Consider the following 17,577-nt stretch of genomic DNA (forward strand, 5'->3'; position numbering starts at 1 on the left):
GCCGCTAGGCTCACCGCCCATGACCGCACCGCTGACGATCGCCATCGACGGTCCCTCCGGCTCCGGGAAGAGCAGCGTGGCCAAGGCCGTCGCCCGCCGCCTCGGCATCGGCTACCTCGACACCGGCGCCATGTACCGGGCCCTCACCTGGTGGTGCCTCGAGCGCGACCTCGACCTCACCGACACCGCCGCCGTGGCGCAGGCCGCCCGCGACCTGCCGCTCGAGGTGGGTACCGACCCGGACGCCCCGACCGTCACGGTCGACGGCACCGACGTCACCGCCGCCATCCGCACGTCGCGGGTCAGCACGGCCGTCTCCGCGGTGGCCGTCAACCTCGAGGTGCGTCCGGTCCTCCAGCAGCTGCAGCGCGACCTCATGGCCTCGATCGCCGAGCGCACCGGGGGAGTGGTCGCCGAGGGCCGGGACATCACGACCGTCGTCGCGCCCGACGCCCGGGTGCGGCTGCTCGTCACGGCGTCGGAGGAGGCCCGGCTGCGCCGGCGCTCCGCCGAGCTGCACGGCAGCGCCGACGCCGCGTCCGTGGAGGCCACGCGCGACCAGGTCGTGCGCCGCGACCGCGACGACTCGACCGTCTCGACCTTCACCGAGGCCGCCGAGGGCGTGCACCTCGTCGACACCTCCGACCTCGACCTCGAGGCGAGCATCGAGGCCGTGCTCGACGTCGTGGCGGGCGAGACCCAGAGCGAGGACTGAGCACCGCCCGGACGGCACGCGGTCCGGACCACCCCCTCCGGTGCGGGAGAATGGGGGGATGAGCACGGACGACCCCACCCAGACCGCGGACCCCGAAGCCGTCGAGCGGGCCCTGCGCGCCGGGCTCGAGGACTTCGAGCTCGACGACGAGGACCGCGCCCTCCTCGACGCCGAGGGGCTGCTCGACGAGGACGGCGAGCCGTACGCGCCGGCGCCCGTCGTGGCGATCATCGGCCGCCCGAACGTCGGCAAGTCGACCCTCGTCAACCGCATCCTCGGCCGCCGCGAGGCCGTCGTCGAGGACGTCCCCGGCGTCACCCGCGACCGCGTCGCCTACGACGGCGAGTGGACGGGGCGGCGCTTCACCCTCGTCGACACCGGCGGCTGGGAGATCGACGCCACGGGCATCCACCTGCGCGTCGCCGAGCAGGCCGAGATCGCCGTCGAGCTCGCCGACGCCGTGATGTTCGTCGTCGACGCCACGGTCGGGGCCACGGACGCCGACGAGGCCGTCGTCAAGATGCTGCGTCGCTCGGGCAAGCCGGTCGTCCTCGTCGCGAACAAGGTCGACGACCAGCGCACCGAGGCCGACGCCGCCGCCCTGTGGAACCTCGGGCTCGGCCAGCCCTGGCCGGTCTCGGCCCTGCACGGCCGGGGGAGCGGTGACGTCCTCGACGCCCTCCTCGAGGTGCTGCCCGAGGTCTCGGCCGTCGGCGCGTACGCCCGTGGTGGGCCGCGCCGGGTGGCGCTGCTCGGGCGTCCGAACGTCGGCAAGTCCTCGATGCTCAACAAGCTCACCGGCACCGACCGGGTCGTCGTCGACGACGTCGCCGGCACCACGCGCGACCCCGTCGACGAGGTCGTCGAGCTCGCCGGGCGCACGTGGCGCTTCGTCGACACCGCCGGCATCCGCCGTCGGGTGCACCAGACCCGCGGCGCCGACTTCTACGCCTCGCTGCGCACCCAGACGGCGCTCGAGAAGGCGGAGGTCGCCGTCGTCCTCGTCGACGCCAGCGACCGCATCGCCGAGCAGGACGTGCGGGTCATCCAGCAGGTCATCGACTCCGGCCGCTCGCTCGTCATCGCCTACAACAAGTGGGACCTCACCGACGAGGAGCGGCGCCACTTCCTCGAGCGCGAGATCGAGCGCGACCTCGTGCAGGTGCCGTGGGCGCCGCGGGTCAACGTGTCCGCGCGTACCGGGCGCCACCTCGAGAAGCTCGTCCCGGCCCTCGACACGGCGCTGGAGTCGTGGGAGACCCGCATCTCCACCGGACGGCTCAACGCCTTCCTCGGCGAGGTCGTCGCGGCGCACCCGCACCCGGTGCGCGGCGGCAAGCAGCCGCGCATCCTCTTCGCGACCCAGGCGGGCACCCGCCCGCCGCGGTTCGTCCTCTTCGCGTCGGGGTTCATCGAGGCCGGGTACCGCCGGTTCGTCGAGCGCCGGTTGCGCGAGGAGTTCGGCTTCGAGGGCACGCCCATCGAGATCTCGGTGCGCGTCCGCGAGAAGCGTCGCAACCGCCGTTGACGCCCCGGCCGCCCGGGGCCCGGACCGATTGGGTCGGGCGCCGGGCGGTGGGATAAGGTTTCGACCGCTCCCGCGAGGGGGCAGCCACGGGCTGTGGCGCAGCTTGGTAGCGCACTTGACTGGGGGTCAAGGGGTCGCAGGTTCAAATCCTGTCAGCCCGACGCGAGCGAGGGCCGCTGCGAATCGACGGAGTCGATCGCAGCGGCCCTCGCCGCACGTCGGGACTGACCGGATGCCGGGAGCCGGAGTCGGTCGCCGGGTCCCACGCTCTGCCTGGGCCGAAGGAGTGGACGCGGAGCGCGGCGTCCTGTCAGCCCGACGAACCGACGAACGACACGATGCTCGTCCTCCGGCCACTCGCCCGCATGCGGGGAGCCGCCCCGGCGCCAAAGTGTCGTCGGCCGGACGGCTTCGGCGACGTCGTGCGACCTGCGGGCGGGTTCGGCGGCCCGACAGCGCGTCGATGTGCCCGGAACCCGCACGACGTCGGGGCACGCGCGGGCGGCAGGACGAGCGAGGACTTCGCTAGCGTGGCGGGATGGGCAGCGCACCGGGGGACAGGGACTGGGACAGGCGTGCCGACGAGCTCGCCGCGCAGGCCCTCGCGGACGGCGAGCCGACACGCTGGTTCGACGAGCTGTGGTCCGCCGCGCAGGCCGACGAGGTCGACACCCCGTGGGCCCGCACCAGCCCCTACCCGCCGGTGCTCGAGCACGTCGACGCCGCCGGCCCGGGGAGGGCCGACGCGCCGTCGTCGTGGGTGCCGGGCTGGGGGCCGACGCCGAGCTGCTCGCGTCCCGCGGTTGGCGCACCACCGCCTTCGACGTCTCGGCCAGCGCCGTCGACCTCGCCCGCGACCGGCACCCCGGCACGGCCGTCGACTACCGCGTGGCCGACCTGCTCGCCCTCCCGGACGACCTCGTGGGTGCCGCCGACCTCGTCGTCGAGGTCTTCACGGTCCAGGCCCTGCCGCAGTCCCTGCGGGCCGAGGCGGTGCGGGCCGTCCGCTCGCTCCTCGCCCCCGGTGGCACCCTCCTCGCGGTGCAGTTCGTCCGCGAGCGGGGCGCCCCTGTCGGTGACTCCCCGCCGTGGCTGCTCGACGAGGACGAGATCCGCTCACTGGCCGGCGACGACGTCGAGCTCGGCACGCTCGACCGGCGTCCGCACCCGCTCAACCCCGCAGGCCCGGACGTCTGGGTCGCCACGCTGCGGCGCGACGCCTAGAGCACGGACGCCATCCGGCGCACGGCCTCCTCGACGAGAGCCGGCGACGTCGCGAAGTTGAGGCGGACGAACCCCTGCCCGCCCGAGGGGTCGTAGCGCGGGCCGGAGCCCAGGGCCACCCGCCCGCGCTCACGGAACACCGTCGCCGGGTCGTCGCCGAGGCCGAGGGGGCGGCAGTCGAGCCACGCGAGGTAGGTGGCCTCCGGCGGCACCCACCGGACGTCCGGGAGGTGCTCGGCGAGCAGCCGCCCGAGCAGCTCGCGGTGGGCGACGAGCTCGCCGAGCAGCTGCTCCAGCCACGGACCCCCGTCGCGCATCGCCGCGACGTGGGCGATCTCGCCGAGGTGCGACGACCCGTGGGTGTGCACCTCGTGCAGCCGGGCGAGGTCGCGACCCGCTGCCGGCCCCGCGACGACCACGGCGGACTTCAGCCCGGCGAGGTTCCAGCCCTTGGACGGCGAGAAGACCGAGAACGCGTCCTCGGCGCCGGGCACCGTGAGGTAGGGCGTGAACGCCGGACCGCCCGGGTGCACCAGGGGCGCGTGGATCTCGTCGGCGACGACCCGCACGCCGAACTCGGCGGCCAGCGCGGCGAGCGCACCGAGCTCGGCGGCCGTGTGCACGACGCCGGTCGGGTTCTGCGGGTTGCACAGCAGGTACGCGGCCCGCTCTCCGCGCTCCGTGGCCTCGGCGAACACCCGGCGCAGCGCCTCGGGGTCGAGCCGGCCCCCGGCCGTCAGCGGGGCGTCGAGCCGCCGTCGTCCGACCGCCTCGACGAAGCCGAAGAACGAGTCGTAGACCGGGGGCGAGACGACCACCGGCCCGCCCTCGTCGGTGAGCAGCCGGAGCAGCTCGCTCGCGCCGATCATCACGTCGGTGACGACGAGCATCGACGACGGGTCGACCGACCAGCCCCACGCGGCACCGACGTACCGCGACACCTCCTCGGCGTACCGGGGCGCCCAGCCGTACCCGGTGTCGCCGCGTCGCACGGCCGCCGACACGGCCTCGACGACGGGCGGGCAGGGCGCGGCGTCCATCTCGGCGACCCAGAGGGGCAGGACGTCGGGCGGGTAGGCCAGCCACTTCACGCTGGTGCGGTCGCGGCGCAGCTCGGCCTCGGTCGCGCCGAGGAGGGGGGTGCTCACACCGCCACCCTAGGACCGCCCGCCGTGGCGGCTCCGGACCGTGCGCCACCACCCCATACAGTGGCGCCATGGCGGACGAGGGGTCGCAGGCACCGGTGAGCACGCGCGTCCTCACCGTGCCCAACGTGCTGAGCACGCTGCGCCTCGTCGCGGTGCCCTTCTTCCTCTGGGCGATCATCGCCGAGCACGACGTCCTCGCCCTGGTCCTGCTCATGCTCTCCGGCCTCACCGACTACCTCGACGGCAAGATCGCCCGTGCCTACGGGCTGGAGTCGCGCCTCGGCCAGCTGCTCGACCCCGTCGCCGACCGGCTCTACATCGCCTCGACGCTCGTCGGGCTCGCGTGGCGCGACATCCTCCCGTGGTGGGTGGTCGTCGTGCTCTTCGCGCGCGAGGCGTTCATGGCCGTCGTCGTGCTCGTCGCCCAGCGGCACGGCTGGCTCGGGCTGCCGGTGCACTTCGCCGGCAAGGCCGCGACCTTCAACCTGCTCTACGCCTTCCCGCTGCTGCTCCTGGCCGACGGCGACTCCACCCTGGCCCGCATCGCCGAGCCGGTCGGCTGGGGCTTCGCGTGGTGGGGGATCGTCCTCTACTGGCTGTCCGGCATCCTCTACGCGGTGCAGCTCCAGCGCCTCCTCGCCCACGAGCGGGCGGTCCCGGCGTGAGCGCTCGCCCCCGCGCCGCCCGGACGCGTCGATGACGCTCATCCGGACGATGATGGAGCGCCCCCTCGACCCCGGCTACCAGGCCGCCGCCGACCGTCGTGAGGCCGAGGGCCTGCCGCGCTCGACGTCGCTGCGGGCCCCCCGCCTCGTCGCGGCGACCCTGGCCATCGGGCTCGTCGTCGGGGTCGCGGCCTCCAACCTGCGCGCCGACGACACCCCGCGCAAGGCCGCCCGCACCGACCTCACCCGCCAGATCGAGACCCGCCGCACCGAGGTCGACCGGCTCTCGGTCGAGGCGCAGCGCCTCCAGGCCGAGGTGACGACGCTCGAGGCCCAGCAGCTCGGGCCGTCCGGCAGCAGCGTCACCCGCAGCCGCGAGCTCGCCGAGGTCGTCGGTGCCGTGCCGCTCACCGGACCCGGGCTCGTCCTCACCCTCGACGACGCCCCGGACGCCGCGGACGACGGCGGCTCCGGCGACACCGGCGAGCAGAAGCGGGTGCTGGCGCGCGACCTCCAGTTCGTCGTCAACGCCCTGTGGCGCGCCGGGGCGGAGGCGGTGAGCATCAACGGCAACCGGCTGACGTCGGTCTCGACGATCCGCTTCGCCGGCTCGGCGCTCGTCGTCAGCTACCGCCCGCTCGCCCGCCCCTACGTCGTCACGGCACTCGGCGACCCCAAGGAGCTGCCGGCCGAGTTCGCCGAGGGCGCGGGCGCCAGCTACCTGTCGACGCTGCACAGCACCTTCGGCATCCGCGCCGACTCCGAGGTCTCGCGCAGCCTCACCGTGCCGGCCGCGGTGGGCCTGACGACGAAGTACGCCGAGCCGATGGATACTGGGGCGTCCCCGACGAGCGGGACGACCAGCGACCCGGAGGACGGCTCGTCGTGATCCCCGCCATCGGCCTGGCCCTCGGCATCGTCGTCGGCCTGCTGCTCCAGCCGGCCGTCCCGGTCTGGCTCCAGCCCTACCTGCCCATCGCGGTCATCGCCGCCCTCGACGCGGTCTTCGGCGCCGTGCGGGCCATCCTCGACGGCATCTTCAGCGACAAGGTCTTCGTCGTCTCCTTCCTCTCCAACGTCGTCGTCGCGGCGTTCATCGTCTTCCTCGGCGACAAGCTCGGGGTGGGCAGCCAGCTCTCCACCGGTGTCGTCGTCGTCCTCGGGGTCCGGATCTTCTCCAACGTCGCCTCGATCCGCCGCCACCTCTTCGACGCATGAGCACGGGCGACGAGACCCCGCGGCCCCCGGACGACGCGCGGCACGCCTGGGCCCGGTTGCGGCGCGCCGGGTCCCCCGCCCGAGCCGCTCCAACCTCCTGGCGATGCTCCTCGCGGCCTCGCTGGGGTTCGCGATCATCGCCCAGGTGCGCCAGACCTCCCTCCAGGGCCTGGAGAACCTGCGCGAGGACGAGCTCGTGCGCATCTTCGCCGACGTCGACCAGGACGGCGACCGGCTCGGTGACGAGGTCCGTGACCTCCAGTCCTCCCTCGACCGGCTCAAGAGCCGCAGCACGAGCGAGGAGGAGGCCCAGCGGGCCGCCCAGGAGCGCGTCGACGCCCTCGGCATCCTCGCGGGCACCGCACCGGCCAAGGGGCCGGGCATCCTGCTGCGCATCGACGACCCCGACGGCAAGGTCACCCAGTCGATCATCCTCGACGCGATCCAGGAGCTGCGCGACGCGGGGGCCGAGGCGATCCAGGTCGGCGACGCCCGGGTCGTGGCCACGACGTGGTTCGCCGACATCGAGGGCGGTGACGGCATCTCGGTCTCCGGGTCCGTGGTCCGCCCGCCGTACGTCATCCGCGCGATCGGCGACTCCAACGCCCTCGCCGGCTCGATGCAGATCCCGGGCGGCGTCACGGCCACCGTCCGGCGGGTCGGCGCGAGCGCCGACGTGCAGATCCGCGACGAGCTGGCCGTCGACGCGTTGCTGAGCGTCACCGCGCCTCAGTACGCTCGCCCGGTACCCACCGCCACCCCCTGACGCGTCCGCGCGCCGACAGACACAGGAGAGCCATGAGCGACCTCGAGTACCCCGCAGGCCTGCGCTACACCGCCGAGCACGAGTGGGTCCGCGAGGAGGGCGACACGGTGCGCATCGGCATCACCGCCTTCGCCCAGGAGGCCCTCGGCGACGTCGTCTACGTCAGCCTCCCGGCCGTCGGCGACACGGTGACGGCCGGCGACACGTGCGGCGAGGTCGAGTCCACGAAGTCGGTCAGCGACCTGTACGCGCCCATCGCCGGTGAGGTCACCGCGGTCAACGGGGCCCTCGACGCCACCCCGAGCTGGTCAACACCGACCCCTACGGCGAGGGCTGGATGTACGAGCTGCGCCCGGCCGACGCCGCCGACGTCGCGGCCCTGCTCGACGTCGACGGTTACACCTCGCAGCTGTCCTGACCTCGGGAGGGTGCCGTCCCACAAGGGGGACATCGGCGTCCCCGTGATCTAGGGTGGCAGTCCGCGAGGCAGTGACGAGATGGTCGAGGAAGGTGACAGGGCGAGATGACAGCCGACGAGCACGGCGACGAGCAGGCCGCACCCGAGCCCACGACGATGCGCCTCCAGGCCGTCGAGGGCGCCGGGCGGGTCGAGCCGCAGGGTGAGGCCGAGCACGTCCTCACCAAGGCCGACCTCGCGACCGTCGAGGCGCTGCGCGCCGGCACCGCCCTCCTCGTGGTGCTGCGCGGCCCGAACACCGGGGCCCGCTTCCTCCTCGACGACGACGAGGTGATGTCCGGGCGCCACCCCGACAGCGACATCTTCCTCGACGACGTCACGGTCTCTCGCAGGCACGCGGTCTTCCGCCGCTCCGGCGGGGCGTTCTCGGTGCACGACGTCGGGTCGCTCAACGGCACCTACGTCAACCGCGATCTCGTCGACGAGAAGCTGCTCACGACGGGCGACGAGGTGCAGATCGGCAAGTTCCGCCTCGTCTTCTACGCGGCCGCCCAGGACTGACCCCGCGTCGTGCGCCCCTGACCATCGGGGCCGTCGTGCGCTCGCTCGCCGAGGACTTCCCGGACGTCACGATCTCCAAGGTCCGCTTCCTCGAGGCCGAGGGGCTGGTCACCCCGAGCGCACCGGCTCGGGCTACCGCCGGTACTCGGCCGAGGACGTCGAGCGCCTCCGTTACGTCCTGCGCGCCCAGCGCGACCTGTTCTGGCCGCTCAAGGTCATCCGCGAGGCCCTCGAGGCGATCGACCGCGGCCTCGAGCCCACCGGCCCGGACCAGCGGCCCGAGGTTCCCGACCCCGGGCCCGACCCCGACGTCCCGTCCCGCCCGGACGCCGGGCCCCTGCTCGCCGGCCGGGCCGTCCGGCTCACGGCCCCGAGCTCGCCGGCGCCTCGGGGCTCACCGCGGACGCCCTCGGCGAGCTGCTCGACCACGGGCTGCTGCGCCCGGGCCCGGACGGGCTGCACGACGAGGAGGACCTGCGCGCCGCCCGGGCCGCCGCGGGGCTGGCCCGCTACGGACTCGAGGCCCGGCACCTGCGCGTCTTCCGGGCCGCCGCCGACCGCGAGGTCGGGCTCGTCGAGCAGGCCACCGGAGCGCTGCGCGGACCCGACGCCCGCCGGGCCACCGACGAGGTCACCCACCTCGTCCTGGCCCTCCACGCGGCACTGGTCCGCGGTGGCCTCGGCACCGGCGGCTGACCACCCCCCGGGGCGTGGGGGAGCCGGGGTACGGTGACGGAATGAAGGTGATGGACGTGCTCGGGGTGCGGGTCGAGATGCCCAACAACCAGCCGATCGTCCTCCTCCGGGAGCGCGACGGCGACCGCTACCTGCCGATCTGGATCGGGGCCGCGGAGGCCACGGCCATCGCCTACGCCCAGCAGGGGGTCGTCCCGCCGCGCCCGCTGACCCACGACCTGCTGCGCACCGTCATCGACGACCTCGGCCACACCCTGACGCGGGTGCGCATCGTCGCCCTGCGCGACGGCGCCTTCCACGCCGTGCTGGCCATCGACGGGGGCGCCGACGGCGGGGGCACCGACGTCGACTCGCGCTCGTCCGACGCCATCGCCCTGGCCCTGCGCGCCGGCGCCGAGATCACCGCGGAGGATGACCTCCTCGAGGAGGCCGGTGTCGAGATGGCCGAGCCGGAGGAGGACGAGGTCGAGAAGTTCAAGGAGTTCCTCGACCAGGTCTCGGCCGACGACTTCGACACCGAGGCCGACTCCTAGGACGCCTCGCGGGCCGTCCGGGCCCGGGCCCGACGACACGCCGATCACGACACGCCGGTGAGCGTGCGGGTCCCGTGGTCGTTGACCCGAGTCACATCCGTCCCTACTGTCACACCCGTCACAGAAGTGGCGCGGCGAGTGACGTCCATGTCATTCCCGGCGTACAGTCGCCTCGACGGGCGACAGCACCAGGAGGTAGGCGTGGGCTCCACCGGAGAAGCGCGAGCGACGGGGTCGACCCCGGTTGCCGCGCAGGGCGTGCTGTTCGCCGACGACCTGCCCGAGCTCGACGACGAGGTGGGCTACCGCGGCCCGACCGCGTGCAAGGCGGCGGGCATCACCTACCGGCAGCTCGACTACTGGGCCCGCACCGGCCTCGTCGAGCCCTCGGTGCGCGCGGCCGGCGGGTCCGGCACGCAGCGCCTCTACGGCTTCCGCGACATCCTCGTGCTCAAGGTCGTCAAGCGCCTCCTCGACACCGGCGTCTCGCTCCAGCAGATCCGCGGCGCCATCACCGTGCTGCGCGCCCGCGGGGTCGACGACCTCGCCGGCATCACGCTCATGAGCGACGGCGCCTCGGTCTACGAGTGCACCTCGGCCGACGAGGTCATCGACCTGCTCCAGGGCGGCCAGGGTGTCTTCGGCATCGCGGTCGGCAAGGTCTGGCGCGAGGTCGAGGGCGAGCTGGCGTCGCTGCCGAGCGAGCGCTCCGACCACGAGGGCGGCGCCGAGGCCGTCCCGGCCGGTGACGAGCTGTCGCTACGCCGCGCCGCCCGGCTCGCCTGAGCGTCCGGACCCCGGCGCTCCGGCGCCCGAACCCCGTCCCGGTGATAGGTTGACGGGGCCGCTCACACCGCGCGGGAGAGTCCTCGGCCCTCGGGCCGCGGCGCCGAAGGGGCAACACTCCCCGGAACCTCTCAGGCCCAAGGACCGCGCGGGACAGGCACCTCTGGAGGCCCACCGGCCGACAGAGGGGGAGGACGTCCATCGTCTGTTCCCCCGGAGGTCCCGTGAGCACGCCCACCCTTCCCGAGTTCGCCGGCCGGCACATCGGTCCCCGCGAGGACGACCTCGCCGGGATGCTCAAGGTCGTCGGGCGCGCCTCGCTCGACGACCTCGTCGACACCGCCGTCCCCGGGGGCATCCGCTTCCGCGGTGACCTCGACGTCGCGCCCGCCGAGTCCGAGGCCGCCGTCCTCACCGAGCTGCGCGAGGTGGCCGCCCGCAACCGGGTGCTCACCTCGATGATCGGGCTCGGGTACTACGGCACCCGCACGCCCGCGGTCATCCAGCGCAACGTCCTCGAGAACCCGGCCTGGTACACCGCGTACACGCCGTACCAGCCGGAGATCTCCCAGGGCCGGCTCGAGGCCCTGCTCAACTTCCAGACCGTCGTCGGCGACCTCACCGGGCTCGACACCGCCGGTGCCTCGCTCCTCGACGAGGGCACCGCGGCCGCCGAGGCGATGACGCTCATGCGCCGCAGCGCCAAGGTCGCCGCCGACGCCGTGCTGCTCGTCGACGAGGGCGTCTTCCCCAGACCCTCGCCGTGCTCCGCACCCGGGCCGTGCCGCTCGGCCTCCCGGTCGTCGTCGCCGACCTCACGGGGGTCGACTCGGTCGACGCGCTGCGGGCCGCCGCCGGTGGCGCCGAGGTCTTCGGCGTCCTCGTGCAGTACCCGGCCGCCGACGGCCGGCTGCACGACCACCGCGCGCTGGCCGCCGCAGCCCACGAGGCCGGGGCGCTGGTCGCCGCCGCGGCCGACCTGCTCGCGCTCACCCTGGCCACGCCGCCGGGGGAGTGGGGCGCCGACGTGGCCGTCGGCACCACCCAGCGGCTCGGGGTCCCGATGGGCTTCGGCGGCCCGCACGCCGGCTACATGGCAGTGCGGTCCGGCCTCGAGCGCACCCTGCCGGGCCGGCTCGTCGGGGTGTCGGTCGACGCCGACGGCGCACCCGCCTACCGCCTGGCGCTGCAGACCCGCGAGCAGCACATCCGCCGCGAGAAGGCGACGTCGAACATCTGCACCGCGCAGGTCCTGCTCGCCGTGATGGCCAGCATGTACGCGGTCTACCACGGCCCGGACGGGTTGCGCGGCATCGCCGTTCGCGTGCACTCGCACGCCCGCGCCCTCGCTGACGCGCTGCGCGCCGGCGGGGTCGAGGTGGCCGAGGGCCCGGCCTTCGACACCTTCGCGCTGCACGTGCCGGGGGAGGCCGACGGCGTCGTCGCCGCAGCCCTCGCGCAGGGCGTCAACCTGTGGCGGCACGACGCCGACACCGTGCTGCTGAGCGTCGACGAGACCACCGACACCCTCGTGCTCGGCAAGGTCTGCCGGGCGCTGGGCGTCCCGGCCCCCGAGCGGGTCGAGGTCGCGGCCCCCGACTGGCCCGAGGCGCTGACCCGCACCTCCGAGTACCTCACCCACCCGGTCTTCTCGGCGCACCGCTCCGAGACGGCGATGCTGCGCTACCTGCGCCGCCTCTCCGACCGCGACTTCGCCCTCGACCGCGGGATGATCCCGCTCGGCTCGTGCACGATGAAGCTCAACGCCACGACCGAGATGGCCGCCGTCACCTGGCCCGAGTTCGCCCACCTGCACCCGTTCGCCCCGCTCGAGCAGACCAAGGGGATCCGCGGGCTCGTCGACGAGCTGTCGACGTGGCTGTGCGAGATCACCGGCTACGACGCGGTCTCGCTCCAGCCCAACGCCGGGTCCCAGGGCGAGCTCGCCGGCCTGCTGGCCATCGCCGCCTACCACCGATCGCGCGGTGACGCCGAGCGCCGGGTCTGCCTCATCCCGAGCAGCGCGCACGGCACCAACGCGGCCAGCGCGGTGATGGCCGGGATGCGGGTCGTCGTCGTCAAGACCGACCCGATCACGGGCAACGTCGACATGGACGACCTCAAGGCCAAGGTCGAGGACCACCGCGAGGACCTCGCGGCGATCATGGTCACCTACCCGTCGACGCACGGCGTCTTCGAGGACACCATCACCGACCTCTGCGCGATGGTCCACGACGCCGGCGGCCAGGTCTACGTCGACGGCGCCAACCTCAACGCCCTGGTCGGCGTCGCCCGGCCCGGCAAGTTCGGCGCCGACGTCTCGCACCTCAACCTGCACAAGACGTTCTGCATCCCGCACGGCGGCGGCGGCCCGGGCGTCGGCCCAGTGGCCTGCCGCGAGCACCTCGCACCGTTCCTGCCGAACCACCCGCTCGACCCCGAGGCGGGCCCGGAGACCGGCGTCGGCCCGGTGTCGGCCGCGCCCTACGGGTCGGCGAGCATCCTGCCCATCTCGTGGGCCTACGTCCGCCTGATGGGTGGGGCCGGCCTGCGTCGGGCGACCGAGGTGGCGGTGCTCAACGCCAACTACGTCGCGGCCCGGCTGCGCGACCACTACCCGGTGCTCTACTCGGGCACCGACGGCCTCGTCGCGCACGAGTGCATCCTCGACCTGCGCGGCATCACCAAGGACACCGGCGTCAGCGTCGACGACGTCGCCAAGCGCCTCGTCGACTACGGCTTCCACGCCCCGACGATGTCCTTCCCGGTGGCCGGCACGCTGATGGTCGAGCCGACCGAGAGCGAGGACCTCGGCGAGCTCGACCGGTTCTGCGACGCGATGATCGCCATCCGCCGCGAGATCGACGAGGTCGGTTCGGGGGCCGTGGCCGCCGCCGACAGCGTGCTGCGGCACGCCCCGCACACGGCGGTGTCGCTGGCCGCCGACTGGGAGCACCCGTACGACCGCCGCACCGCCGCCTTCCCCGACGGCGTCGACCCGGCCTCGAAGTACTGGCCGCCGGTGCGCCGCATCGACGGTGCGTACGGCGACCGGCACCTCGTGTGCTCGTGCCCGTCGCCGGAGGCGTTCGAGGACTGAGGCGTCAGGCCGCGGGCGTCGCTGCGCCCGCGGTCCGCACGCTCGCCCCGCTGCCGTCGGCGCCCTTGGTGACGACGACCTGGTGGGGGATGCGGGTGCGCAGGTCGGCGACGTGGCTGACGACGCCGACCGCGCGGCCGCCCTCGCGCAGCCCGTCGAGCACGGTGAGCACCTGTTCGAGGCTGTCGTCGTCGAGGCTGCCGAAGCCCTCGTCGATGAAGAGCGTGCCGAGGTCGAGGCCGCCGACCTCCTCGCGGACTGCGTCGGCGAGCCCGAGGGCGAGGGCGAGCGAGGCCATGAACGACTCGCCGCCGGAGAGCGATGCGGTGTCGCGGGCCCGGCCGGTCCACTGGTCGAGCACCCGCAGCCCGAGCCCGGAGCGCGCACCGCGGGCGGCGAGGTCGTCGCTGTGCTCGAGGAGGTAACGCCCGCCGCCCATGACGGCCAGCCGCTCGTTGGCCAGCGCGGCGACCTTCTCGAGCCGCGCGGCGAGAACGAACGAGGTGAGCCGCATCCGCAGCGTGTTGTCGCCGCCGGTGCCCCCGACCGTGTCGGCGAGCTCGCGGACCCGGGCCTGCCGGGCGGCCAGCCCGGCGACCTCGGTGCACGCTGCCTCGAGCCCCGGCCGCAGCCGGTCGAGGGCGCGGGCGGCCCGGGTGAGGGCGTCGTGCTCGGCGCCGGCGGCCAGGACCGCCCGGCGGGCCTCGGCGAACGCGACCTCGAGCGCACCCACGTCGGGGGCGTCGGCGGCCAGCGCGGCGAGGACCTCGGGCTCGGTGAGCGCGGCGGCCGCGGCGGCGGCGTCTCGGTCGCGGGCCAGCACCGCGTCGCGCAGGCGGTCGGTGTCGGAGACGGGGAGCAGGGCGGCCTCGGCCGCGGCCGGGGTGGCGAAGCCGCCCTCGTCGAGGGCGCCGGCGAGGTCGGCGGAGGCCTCGTCGAGCCGGTGGTGGGCCTCGGCCACCGCCGTCGCCACCGTCGCGAGGTCGGACAGGACCGCGGTGACCCGGGTGTGACGCCGGGCGTCGGGCCCACCGCCGCACGGGCAGCCCGCGTGCGCCTCGAGGTCGGCGGCCAGCCGGGCACCGGTGGCCTCGGCCTCGGTGGCGACCTCGGCGAGCCGCTCGTCGAGGGCGTCGAGGGTGGCCGCGAGGCGATCCTGCTCGGCGGTCAGTCGCTCGGCCGCGGCACGTCGTGCCCGCAGCTCGGTGGTGGCCGCGGCCAGGGCGGCCGCCGAGCGCACGGCCTCGGCGTGCTCGGCCCGGACCCGCTCGAGCGCCTCCTCGACGTCGGCGCGGTCGGTGCCGCCCAGCACCGCGAGGCGGGTGGCGACCGCGGCCGTGAGGGCGGTGAGGTCGGCCTCGACACCGGTGACCCGGGTGCGCGCGGCGGCGACCGCGGCCTCGGCGTCGGCGAGCTGCTGCGCGGTGACGGGGTCGACGGCGACGGCCGGGACGGGGTGCTCGGCGGACCCGCACACGGGGCAGGGTGCACCGTCGGTGAGCCCGGTGGCGAGCTCGGCGGCCATCTCGTCGAGGCGCCGCTGCTGGAGGTCGATGAGCGCGGACAGGGTGTCGGACAGGGCGGTCCGGGCGTCGGCCAGCCGGGGTTGCAGCGACTCGAGGCGGGCGCGGTCGGCGTCGACGCCGTCGTGCAGGGCGAGGCGGCTCTTGTGCTCAGTGACGGCGGCGGCGAGGTCGTCGACGCGCGCGCCGTCACTGGAGAGCCGCGCGACCTCCTCGGCCGCGGCGGCCACGGACTGCTCGAGCGGCGGCAACTCGGCAGCGCCGGCGGCGCGGCGGGCCTCGAGACCGGCACGGCGTTCGGCCCCCTCCTCGAGCCCGGCGGCCAGCTCGCGGGCGCCGGTGGTGTCACGGGCCAGGGCCGCGGCGACGTCGTCGAGGGCGCGGACCCGCTCGACGAGCGCGGTGGCGGCGCCGTCGGGCACGAGCACCCCCAGAGCGGCGACCGCGTCGTGGGCCCGGTCGAGGTCGGCGACGCGCGCGTCGGCCTCGGCCCGCGCCCGCGCCACGGCGCTCAGGTGGCCCCGGACCCCGGCGGCCCGGTCGGCGGCGTCGAGGGCGCGGACCCGCTCGGCGTGCTCGTCGGCGGTGGCGTCGAGCTCGGCGAGCCGTGCGCGGGCCAGGTCGCCGCGCCGGCGGAGGCCGACGAGCTCGCGGGCCGCGGTGAGCCGCTGGGTGGCCTGCGCCTCGAGGGACTCGGCGGCGTCGAGGGCGGTGAGCGAGGACGTGAGCCGACCGGCGAGCGCGTCGGCGACCTCGGCCAGCCGGGCCGGCAGCTCCTGGAGCGGGGTCTCGGCCAGGGACGGGCCGGCACCTTCTGCGGCGTCGGGACCCACCGAGCCGAGGACGTCGTCGAGCCGGACGAGGTCGGTGCCGAGCCCGGACCGCGCGGTGTCGAGCGCGGCCGCGCCGTCGCGCCGGGCGTCGGCCAGCCACTGCTCGACGTCGGAGTACACCCCGATGTCGAAGAGCCGCTCGAGGATCTCGCGCCGCTCCTCGGGGGTCGCGCGCAGGAAGGCCGCGAAGTCGCCCTGCGGCAGCATGACGACCGAGGCGAACTGCTTCAGGCCCATCCCCAGCAGGTCGAGCACGAGGTCGGCGACCTCGTCGTGGCGCGTGCTGAGGGCGCTCCACGCGCCGCCCACGCGTTCCTCGAGGACGACCGACGGCTGCACGCGGGTCGTGCCGCCGCCCCGCTTCTTCGGCCGGTACCACTCGGGGGAGCGGGTGATGCGCAGCCGCCGCCCGCCGGCCGTGGCCTCGAGGACCACCCGGGGCACCGCGTCGGGGGCGGCGTGGTCGCTGCGCAGCGCCTGCTTGCGCCGGGCGCCGGGGACGTCGGCGTAGAGCGCGAAGCACACGGCGTCGAGCAGGCTGGTCTTGCCGGACCCGGTGGGGCCGTGGACGAGGAAGAGCCCGGCGGCCGAGACCTCGTCGACGTCGAGCACGACCCGCTGGGCGAACGGGCCGAAGGCCTCGACCTCGAGCCGGTGGATCCTCACGCGACACCCGCCTCGTGGACCGGACGGGCGACGCCCTCGTCGTCGGCGAGGCCGCGGGCCACCCGGGAGGCCTCGACGGCCTCGGCGAGCAGGACCCGCTCGTCGGCGTCGGCGCCCTGGCCGGCCCGGACGTGGTCGAGGAAGTCGCAGCAGACGTCGACGGGCGACTCGGCGCGCACCCGGGCCGCGTAGGGACGCAGCGGCACGGCGACGCCCTCGGGCTCGAAGCGCAGCTCGAGGGTGTGCGGGAAGCGCCGGCGCAGCCGCTCCATGGCCCCGAGCGGGCGGGAGGGGTCGGTGAGCGTGACCTGGCACCACGCGTCCTCGGCATCGGCGTGCCGGGGGTCGGCGAGCAGCTCGTCGAGGGACCCGCGCAGCACCGCGAGCCGCCGCCCCACCGGGGCGTCGACCTCCTCGACGACGACCTGCGAACCGCCGAGGTCGACGAGCAGCCCGCCCTTGCGGTGCCTCCACTCGCTGAACGACATCGCGACCGGCGAGCCGCTGTAGCGCACGTGCTCGGCGACGACCTGCCGCCCGTGCAGGTGCCCCAGCGCGGTGTAGTCGACGCCCTCGAAGACCTCGACGGGCACTGCCGAGACCCCGCCGACGGAGATGTCGCGCTCGGAGTCGCTGGTGACCCCGCCGGACACGAACGCGTGGGCCATGACGACCGTGCGCCCGCCCCGCGTCGCGGCGTCGGCGCGCACCCGCTGCATCGCGGCCCGCAGGACCGACGCGTGCGTGCGCTCGGTGGCGCCGAGGTCGTCGGCGACGAGGGAGGGCTCGAGGTAGGGGAGGGGGTGCACGGCGACGTCGCCGAGCACCACGGGCCGCCCGACGTCGGCGACCGACGTGCGCAGGTGCACGCCCGAGCGCTCGAGCAGCCCGGAGGCGAACCCGAGCCGGGTGGCGGAGTCGTGGTTGCCGCTGGACACGACGACCTGCGCCCCGGCGTCGACGAGCCGCTCGAGGGTCTGCGAGAGGAGCGCCACGGTGTCGGGGGCGGGCATCGCGCGGTCGTAGACGTCGCCGCTGACGAGCACGGCGTCGACCGCCTCGGAGCGCACGACCTCGACGAGGTGGTCGAGGTGGGCGGCCTGGGCACCGAGCAGCCCGACACCGTGGAACGCGCGTCCCAGGTGCCAGTCGGAGGTGTGCAGCAGCCGCATGGGACCCACGCTAGGAGAGGCCACC

The 17,577-nt window shown here is 75.0% G+C and carries 14 protein-coding genes, 1 tRNA gene, 2 pseudogenes and 1 riboswitch; of the genes and pseudogenes, 14 read left to right on the forward strand and 3 right to left on the reverse strand.

All coding sequences use genetic code 11. The features are described 5' to 3' along the window. The first annotated feature begins 19 nt into the window (after nucleotides 1-19). The 4 genes from cmk (at nucleotide 20) to G7075_RS06200 (ending at nucleotide 3,467) form a co-directional block, all read left to right on the forward strand. Nucleotides 20-715 carry a (d)CMP kinase gene (gene cmk, locus G7075_RS06185; RefSeq protein WP_166119932.1) on the forward strand — a complete coding sequence of 232 codons (696 nt, stop codon included), beginning with the start codon at nucleotides 20-22 and terminating at the stop codon, nucleotides 713-715. A gap of 58 nt (nucleotides 716-773) precedes the next feature. Beyond that, nucleotides 774-2,243: a ribosome biogenesis GTPase Der gene (gene der, locus G7075_RS06190; RefSeq protein ID WP_166119936.1), complete on the forward strand. Its 1,470-nt coding sequence runs from the start codon at nucleotides 774-776 to the stop codon at nucleotides 2,241-2,243. An 87-nt stretch (nucleotides 2,244-2,330) separates the two neighbouring features. Further along, nucleotides 2,331-2,404 (forward strand) — tRNA-Pro (locus G7075_RS06195). Nucleotides 2,405-2,918: 514 nt separating this feature from the next. Further along, entirely contained in the window at nucleotides 2,919-3,467 is a 549-nt protein-coding gene (locus G7075_RS06200) for a class I SAM-dependent methyltransferase (RefSeq protein ID WP_256378061.1), read from the forward strand. On the opposite strand, the gene G7075_RS06205 is transcribed toward G7075_RS06200, so the two are convergent. Beyond that, nucleotides 3,464-4,615, reverse strand: coding sequence for a MalY/PatB family protein (locus tag G7075_RS06205; RefSeq protein WP_240917934.1), 1,152 nt, complete (start codon nucleotides 4,613-4,615; stop codon nucleotides 3,464-3,466). The genes G7075_RS06200 and G7075_RS06205 overlap by 4 nt on opposite strands. A 68-nt stretch (nucleotides 4,616-4,683) precedes the next feature. On the opposite strand from G7075_RS06205, the gene G7075_RS06210 reads away from it, so the two are divergent. From G7075_RS06210 to gcvP, 10 genes and pseudogenes are all read left to right on the forward strand, one after another. Beyond that, a complete protein-coding gene (locus tag G7075_RS06210) occupies nucleotides 4,684-5,280 on the forward strand; it encodes a CDP-alcohol phosphatidyltransferase family protein (protein ID WP_166119942.1) in 597 nt (198 codons plus the stop codon). Nucleotides 5,281-5,311: 31 nt separating this feature from the next. Next, nucleotides 5,312-6,169, forward strand: a complete 858-nt coding sequence (locus G7075_RS06215) for a DUF881 domain-containing protein (RefSeq protein ID WP_166119945.1) — start codon at nucleotides 5,312-5,314, stop codon at nucleotides 6,167-6,169. After that, the gene (locus tag G7075_RS06220; protein ID WP_166098481.1) at nucleotides 6,166-6,498 is read left to right on the forward strand and encodes a small basic family protein; all 333 of its coding nucleotides are present in this window, start codon (nucleotides 6,166-6,168) and stop codon (nucleotides 6,496-6,498) included. Before G7075_RS06215 ends, G7075_RS06220 begins: the two co-directional genes overlap by 4 nt. Before the next feature lie 103 nt (nucleotides 6,499-6,601). Beyond that, a complete protein-coding gene (locus G7075_RS06225; protein WP_166119948.1) occupies nucleotides 6,602-7,264 on the forward strand; it encodes a DUF881 domain-containing protein in 663 nt (220 codons plus the stop codon). Between the two features lie 32 nt (nucleotides 7,265-7,296). Continuing rightward, nucleotides 7,297-7,682: pseudogene (gcvH, locus tag G7075_RS06230) on the forward strand (glycine cleavage system protein GcvH). 105 nt (nucleotides 7,683-7,787) lie between these two features. Next, nucleotides 7,788-8,243: an FHA domain-containing protein gene (locus G7075_RS06235; protein ID WP_166119951.1), complete on the forward strand. Its 456-nt coding sequence runs from the start codon at nucleotides 7,788-7,790 to the stop codon at nucleotides 8,241-8,243. Beyond that, entirely contained in the window at nucleotides 8,155-8,976 is an 822-nt protein-coding gene (locus tag G7075_RS06240; RefSeq protein ID WP_240918020.1) for a MerR family transcriptional regulator, read from the forward strand. Before G7075_RS06235 ends, G7075_RS06240 begins: the two co-directional genes overlap by 89 nt. Nucleotides 8,977-8,980: 4 nt before the next feature. After that, nucleotides 8,981-9,472, forward strand: a complete 492-nt coding sequence (locus tag G7075_RS06245; RefSeq protein ID WP_166119953.1) for a bifunctional nuclease family protein — start codon at nucleotides 8,981-8,983, stop codon at nucleotides 9,470-9,472. Nucleotides 9,473-9,619: 147 nt separating this feature from the next. Beyond that, entirely contained in the window at nucleotides 9,620-10,258 is a 639-nt protein-coding gene (locus G7075_RS06250) for a MerR family transcriptional regulator (RefSeq protein WP_166119956.1), read from the forward strand. A 62-nt stretch (nucleotides 10,259-10,320) separates the two neighbouring features. After that, nucleotides 10,321-10,415, forward strand: a riboswitch (glycine riboswitch). A 67-nt stretch (nucleotides 10,416-10,482) separates the two neighbouring features. Beyond that, nucleotides 10,483-13,358, forward strand: a pseudogene (gcvP, locus tag G7075_RS06255) (aminomethyl-transferring glycine dehydrogenase). Between the two features lie 4 nt (nucleotides 13,359-13,362). Here the strand turns inward: gcvP and G7075_RS06260 are convergent. Both G7075_RS06260 and G7075_RS06265 read right to left on the reverse strand, forming a co-directional pair. Next, complete coding sequence (locus tag G7075_RS06260; protein ID WP_166119959.1) at nucleotides 13,363-16,380, reverse strand: AAA family ATPase; 3,018 nt, start codon at nucleotides 16,378-16,380, stop codon at nucleotides 13,363-13,365. Beyond that, a complete protein-coding gene (locus tag G7075_RS06265; RefSeq protein WP_166119962.1) occupies nucleotides 16,377-17,552 on the reverse strand; it encodes an exonuclease SbcCD subunit D in 1,176 nt (391 codons plus the stop codon). Before G7075_RS06265 ends, G7075_RS06260 begins: the two co-directional genes overlap by 4 nt. Between the last annotated feature and the right edge of the window lie 25 nt (nucleotides 17,553-17,577).

Source organism: Phycicoccus sp. HDW14, from assembly GCF_011383005.1.
Taxonomy (GTDB): domain Bacteria; phylum Actinomycetota; class Actinomycetes; order Actinomycetales; family Dermatophilaceae; genus Phycicoccus.

Coding starts and splice junctions, on each gene's coding strand:
- cmk (WP_166119932.1), top strand. CDS start 20: ATGACCGCACCGCTGACGATCGCCATCGACGGTCCCTCCGGCTCCGGG.
- der (WP_166119936.1), top strand. CDS start 774: ATGAGCACGGACGACCCCACCCAGACCGCGGACCCCGAAGCCGTCGAG.
- G7075_RS06210 (WP_166119942.1), top strand. CDS start 4,684: ATGGCGGACGAGGGGTCGCAGGCACCGGTGAGCACGCGCGTCCTCACC.
- G7075_RS06215 (WP_166119945.1), top strand. CDS start 5,312: ATGACGCTCATCCGGACGATGATGGAGCGCCCCCTCGACCCCGGCTAC.
- G7075_RS06225 (WP_166119948.1), top strand. CDS start 6,602: ATGCTCCTCGCGGCCTCGCTGGGGTTCGCGATCATCGCCCAGGTGCGC.
- G7075_RS06235 (WP_166119951.1), top strand. CDS start 7,788: ATGACAGCCGACGAGCACGGCGACGAGCAGGCCGCACCCGAGCCCACG.
- G7075_RS06245 (WP_166119953.1), top strand. CDS start 8,981: ATGAAGGTGATGGACGTGCTCGGGGTGCGGGTCGAGATGCCCAACAAC.
- G7075_RS06250 (WP_166119956.1), top strand. CDS start 9,620: ATGTCATTCCCGGCGTACAGTCGCCTCGACGGGCGACAGCACCAGGAG.
- G7075_RS06265 (WP_166119962.1), bottom strand. CDS start 17,552: ATGCGGCTGCTGCACACCTCCGACTGGCACCTGGGACGCGCGTTCCAC.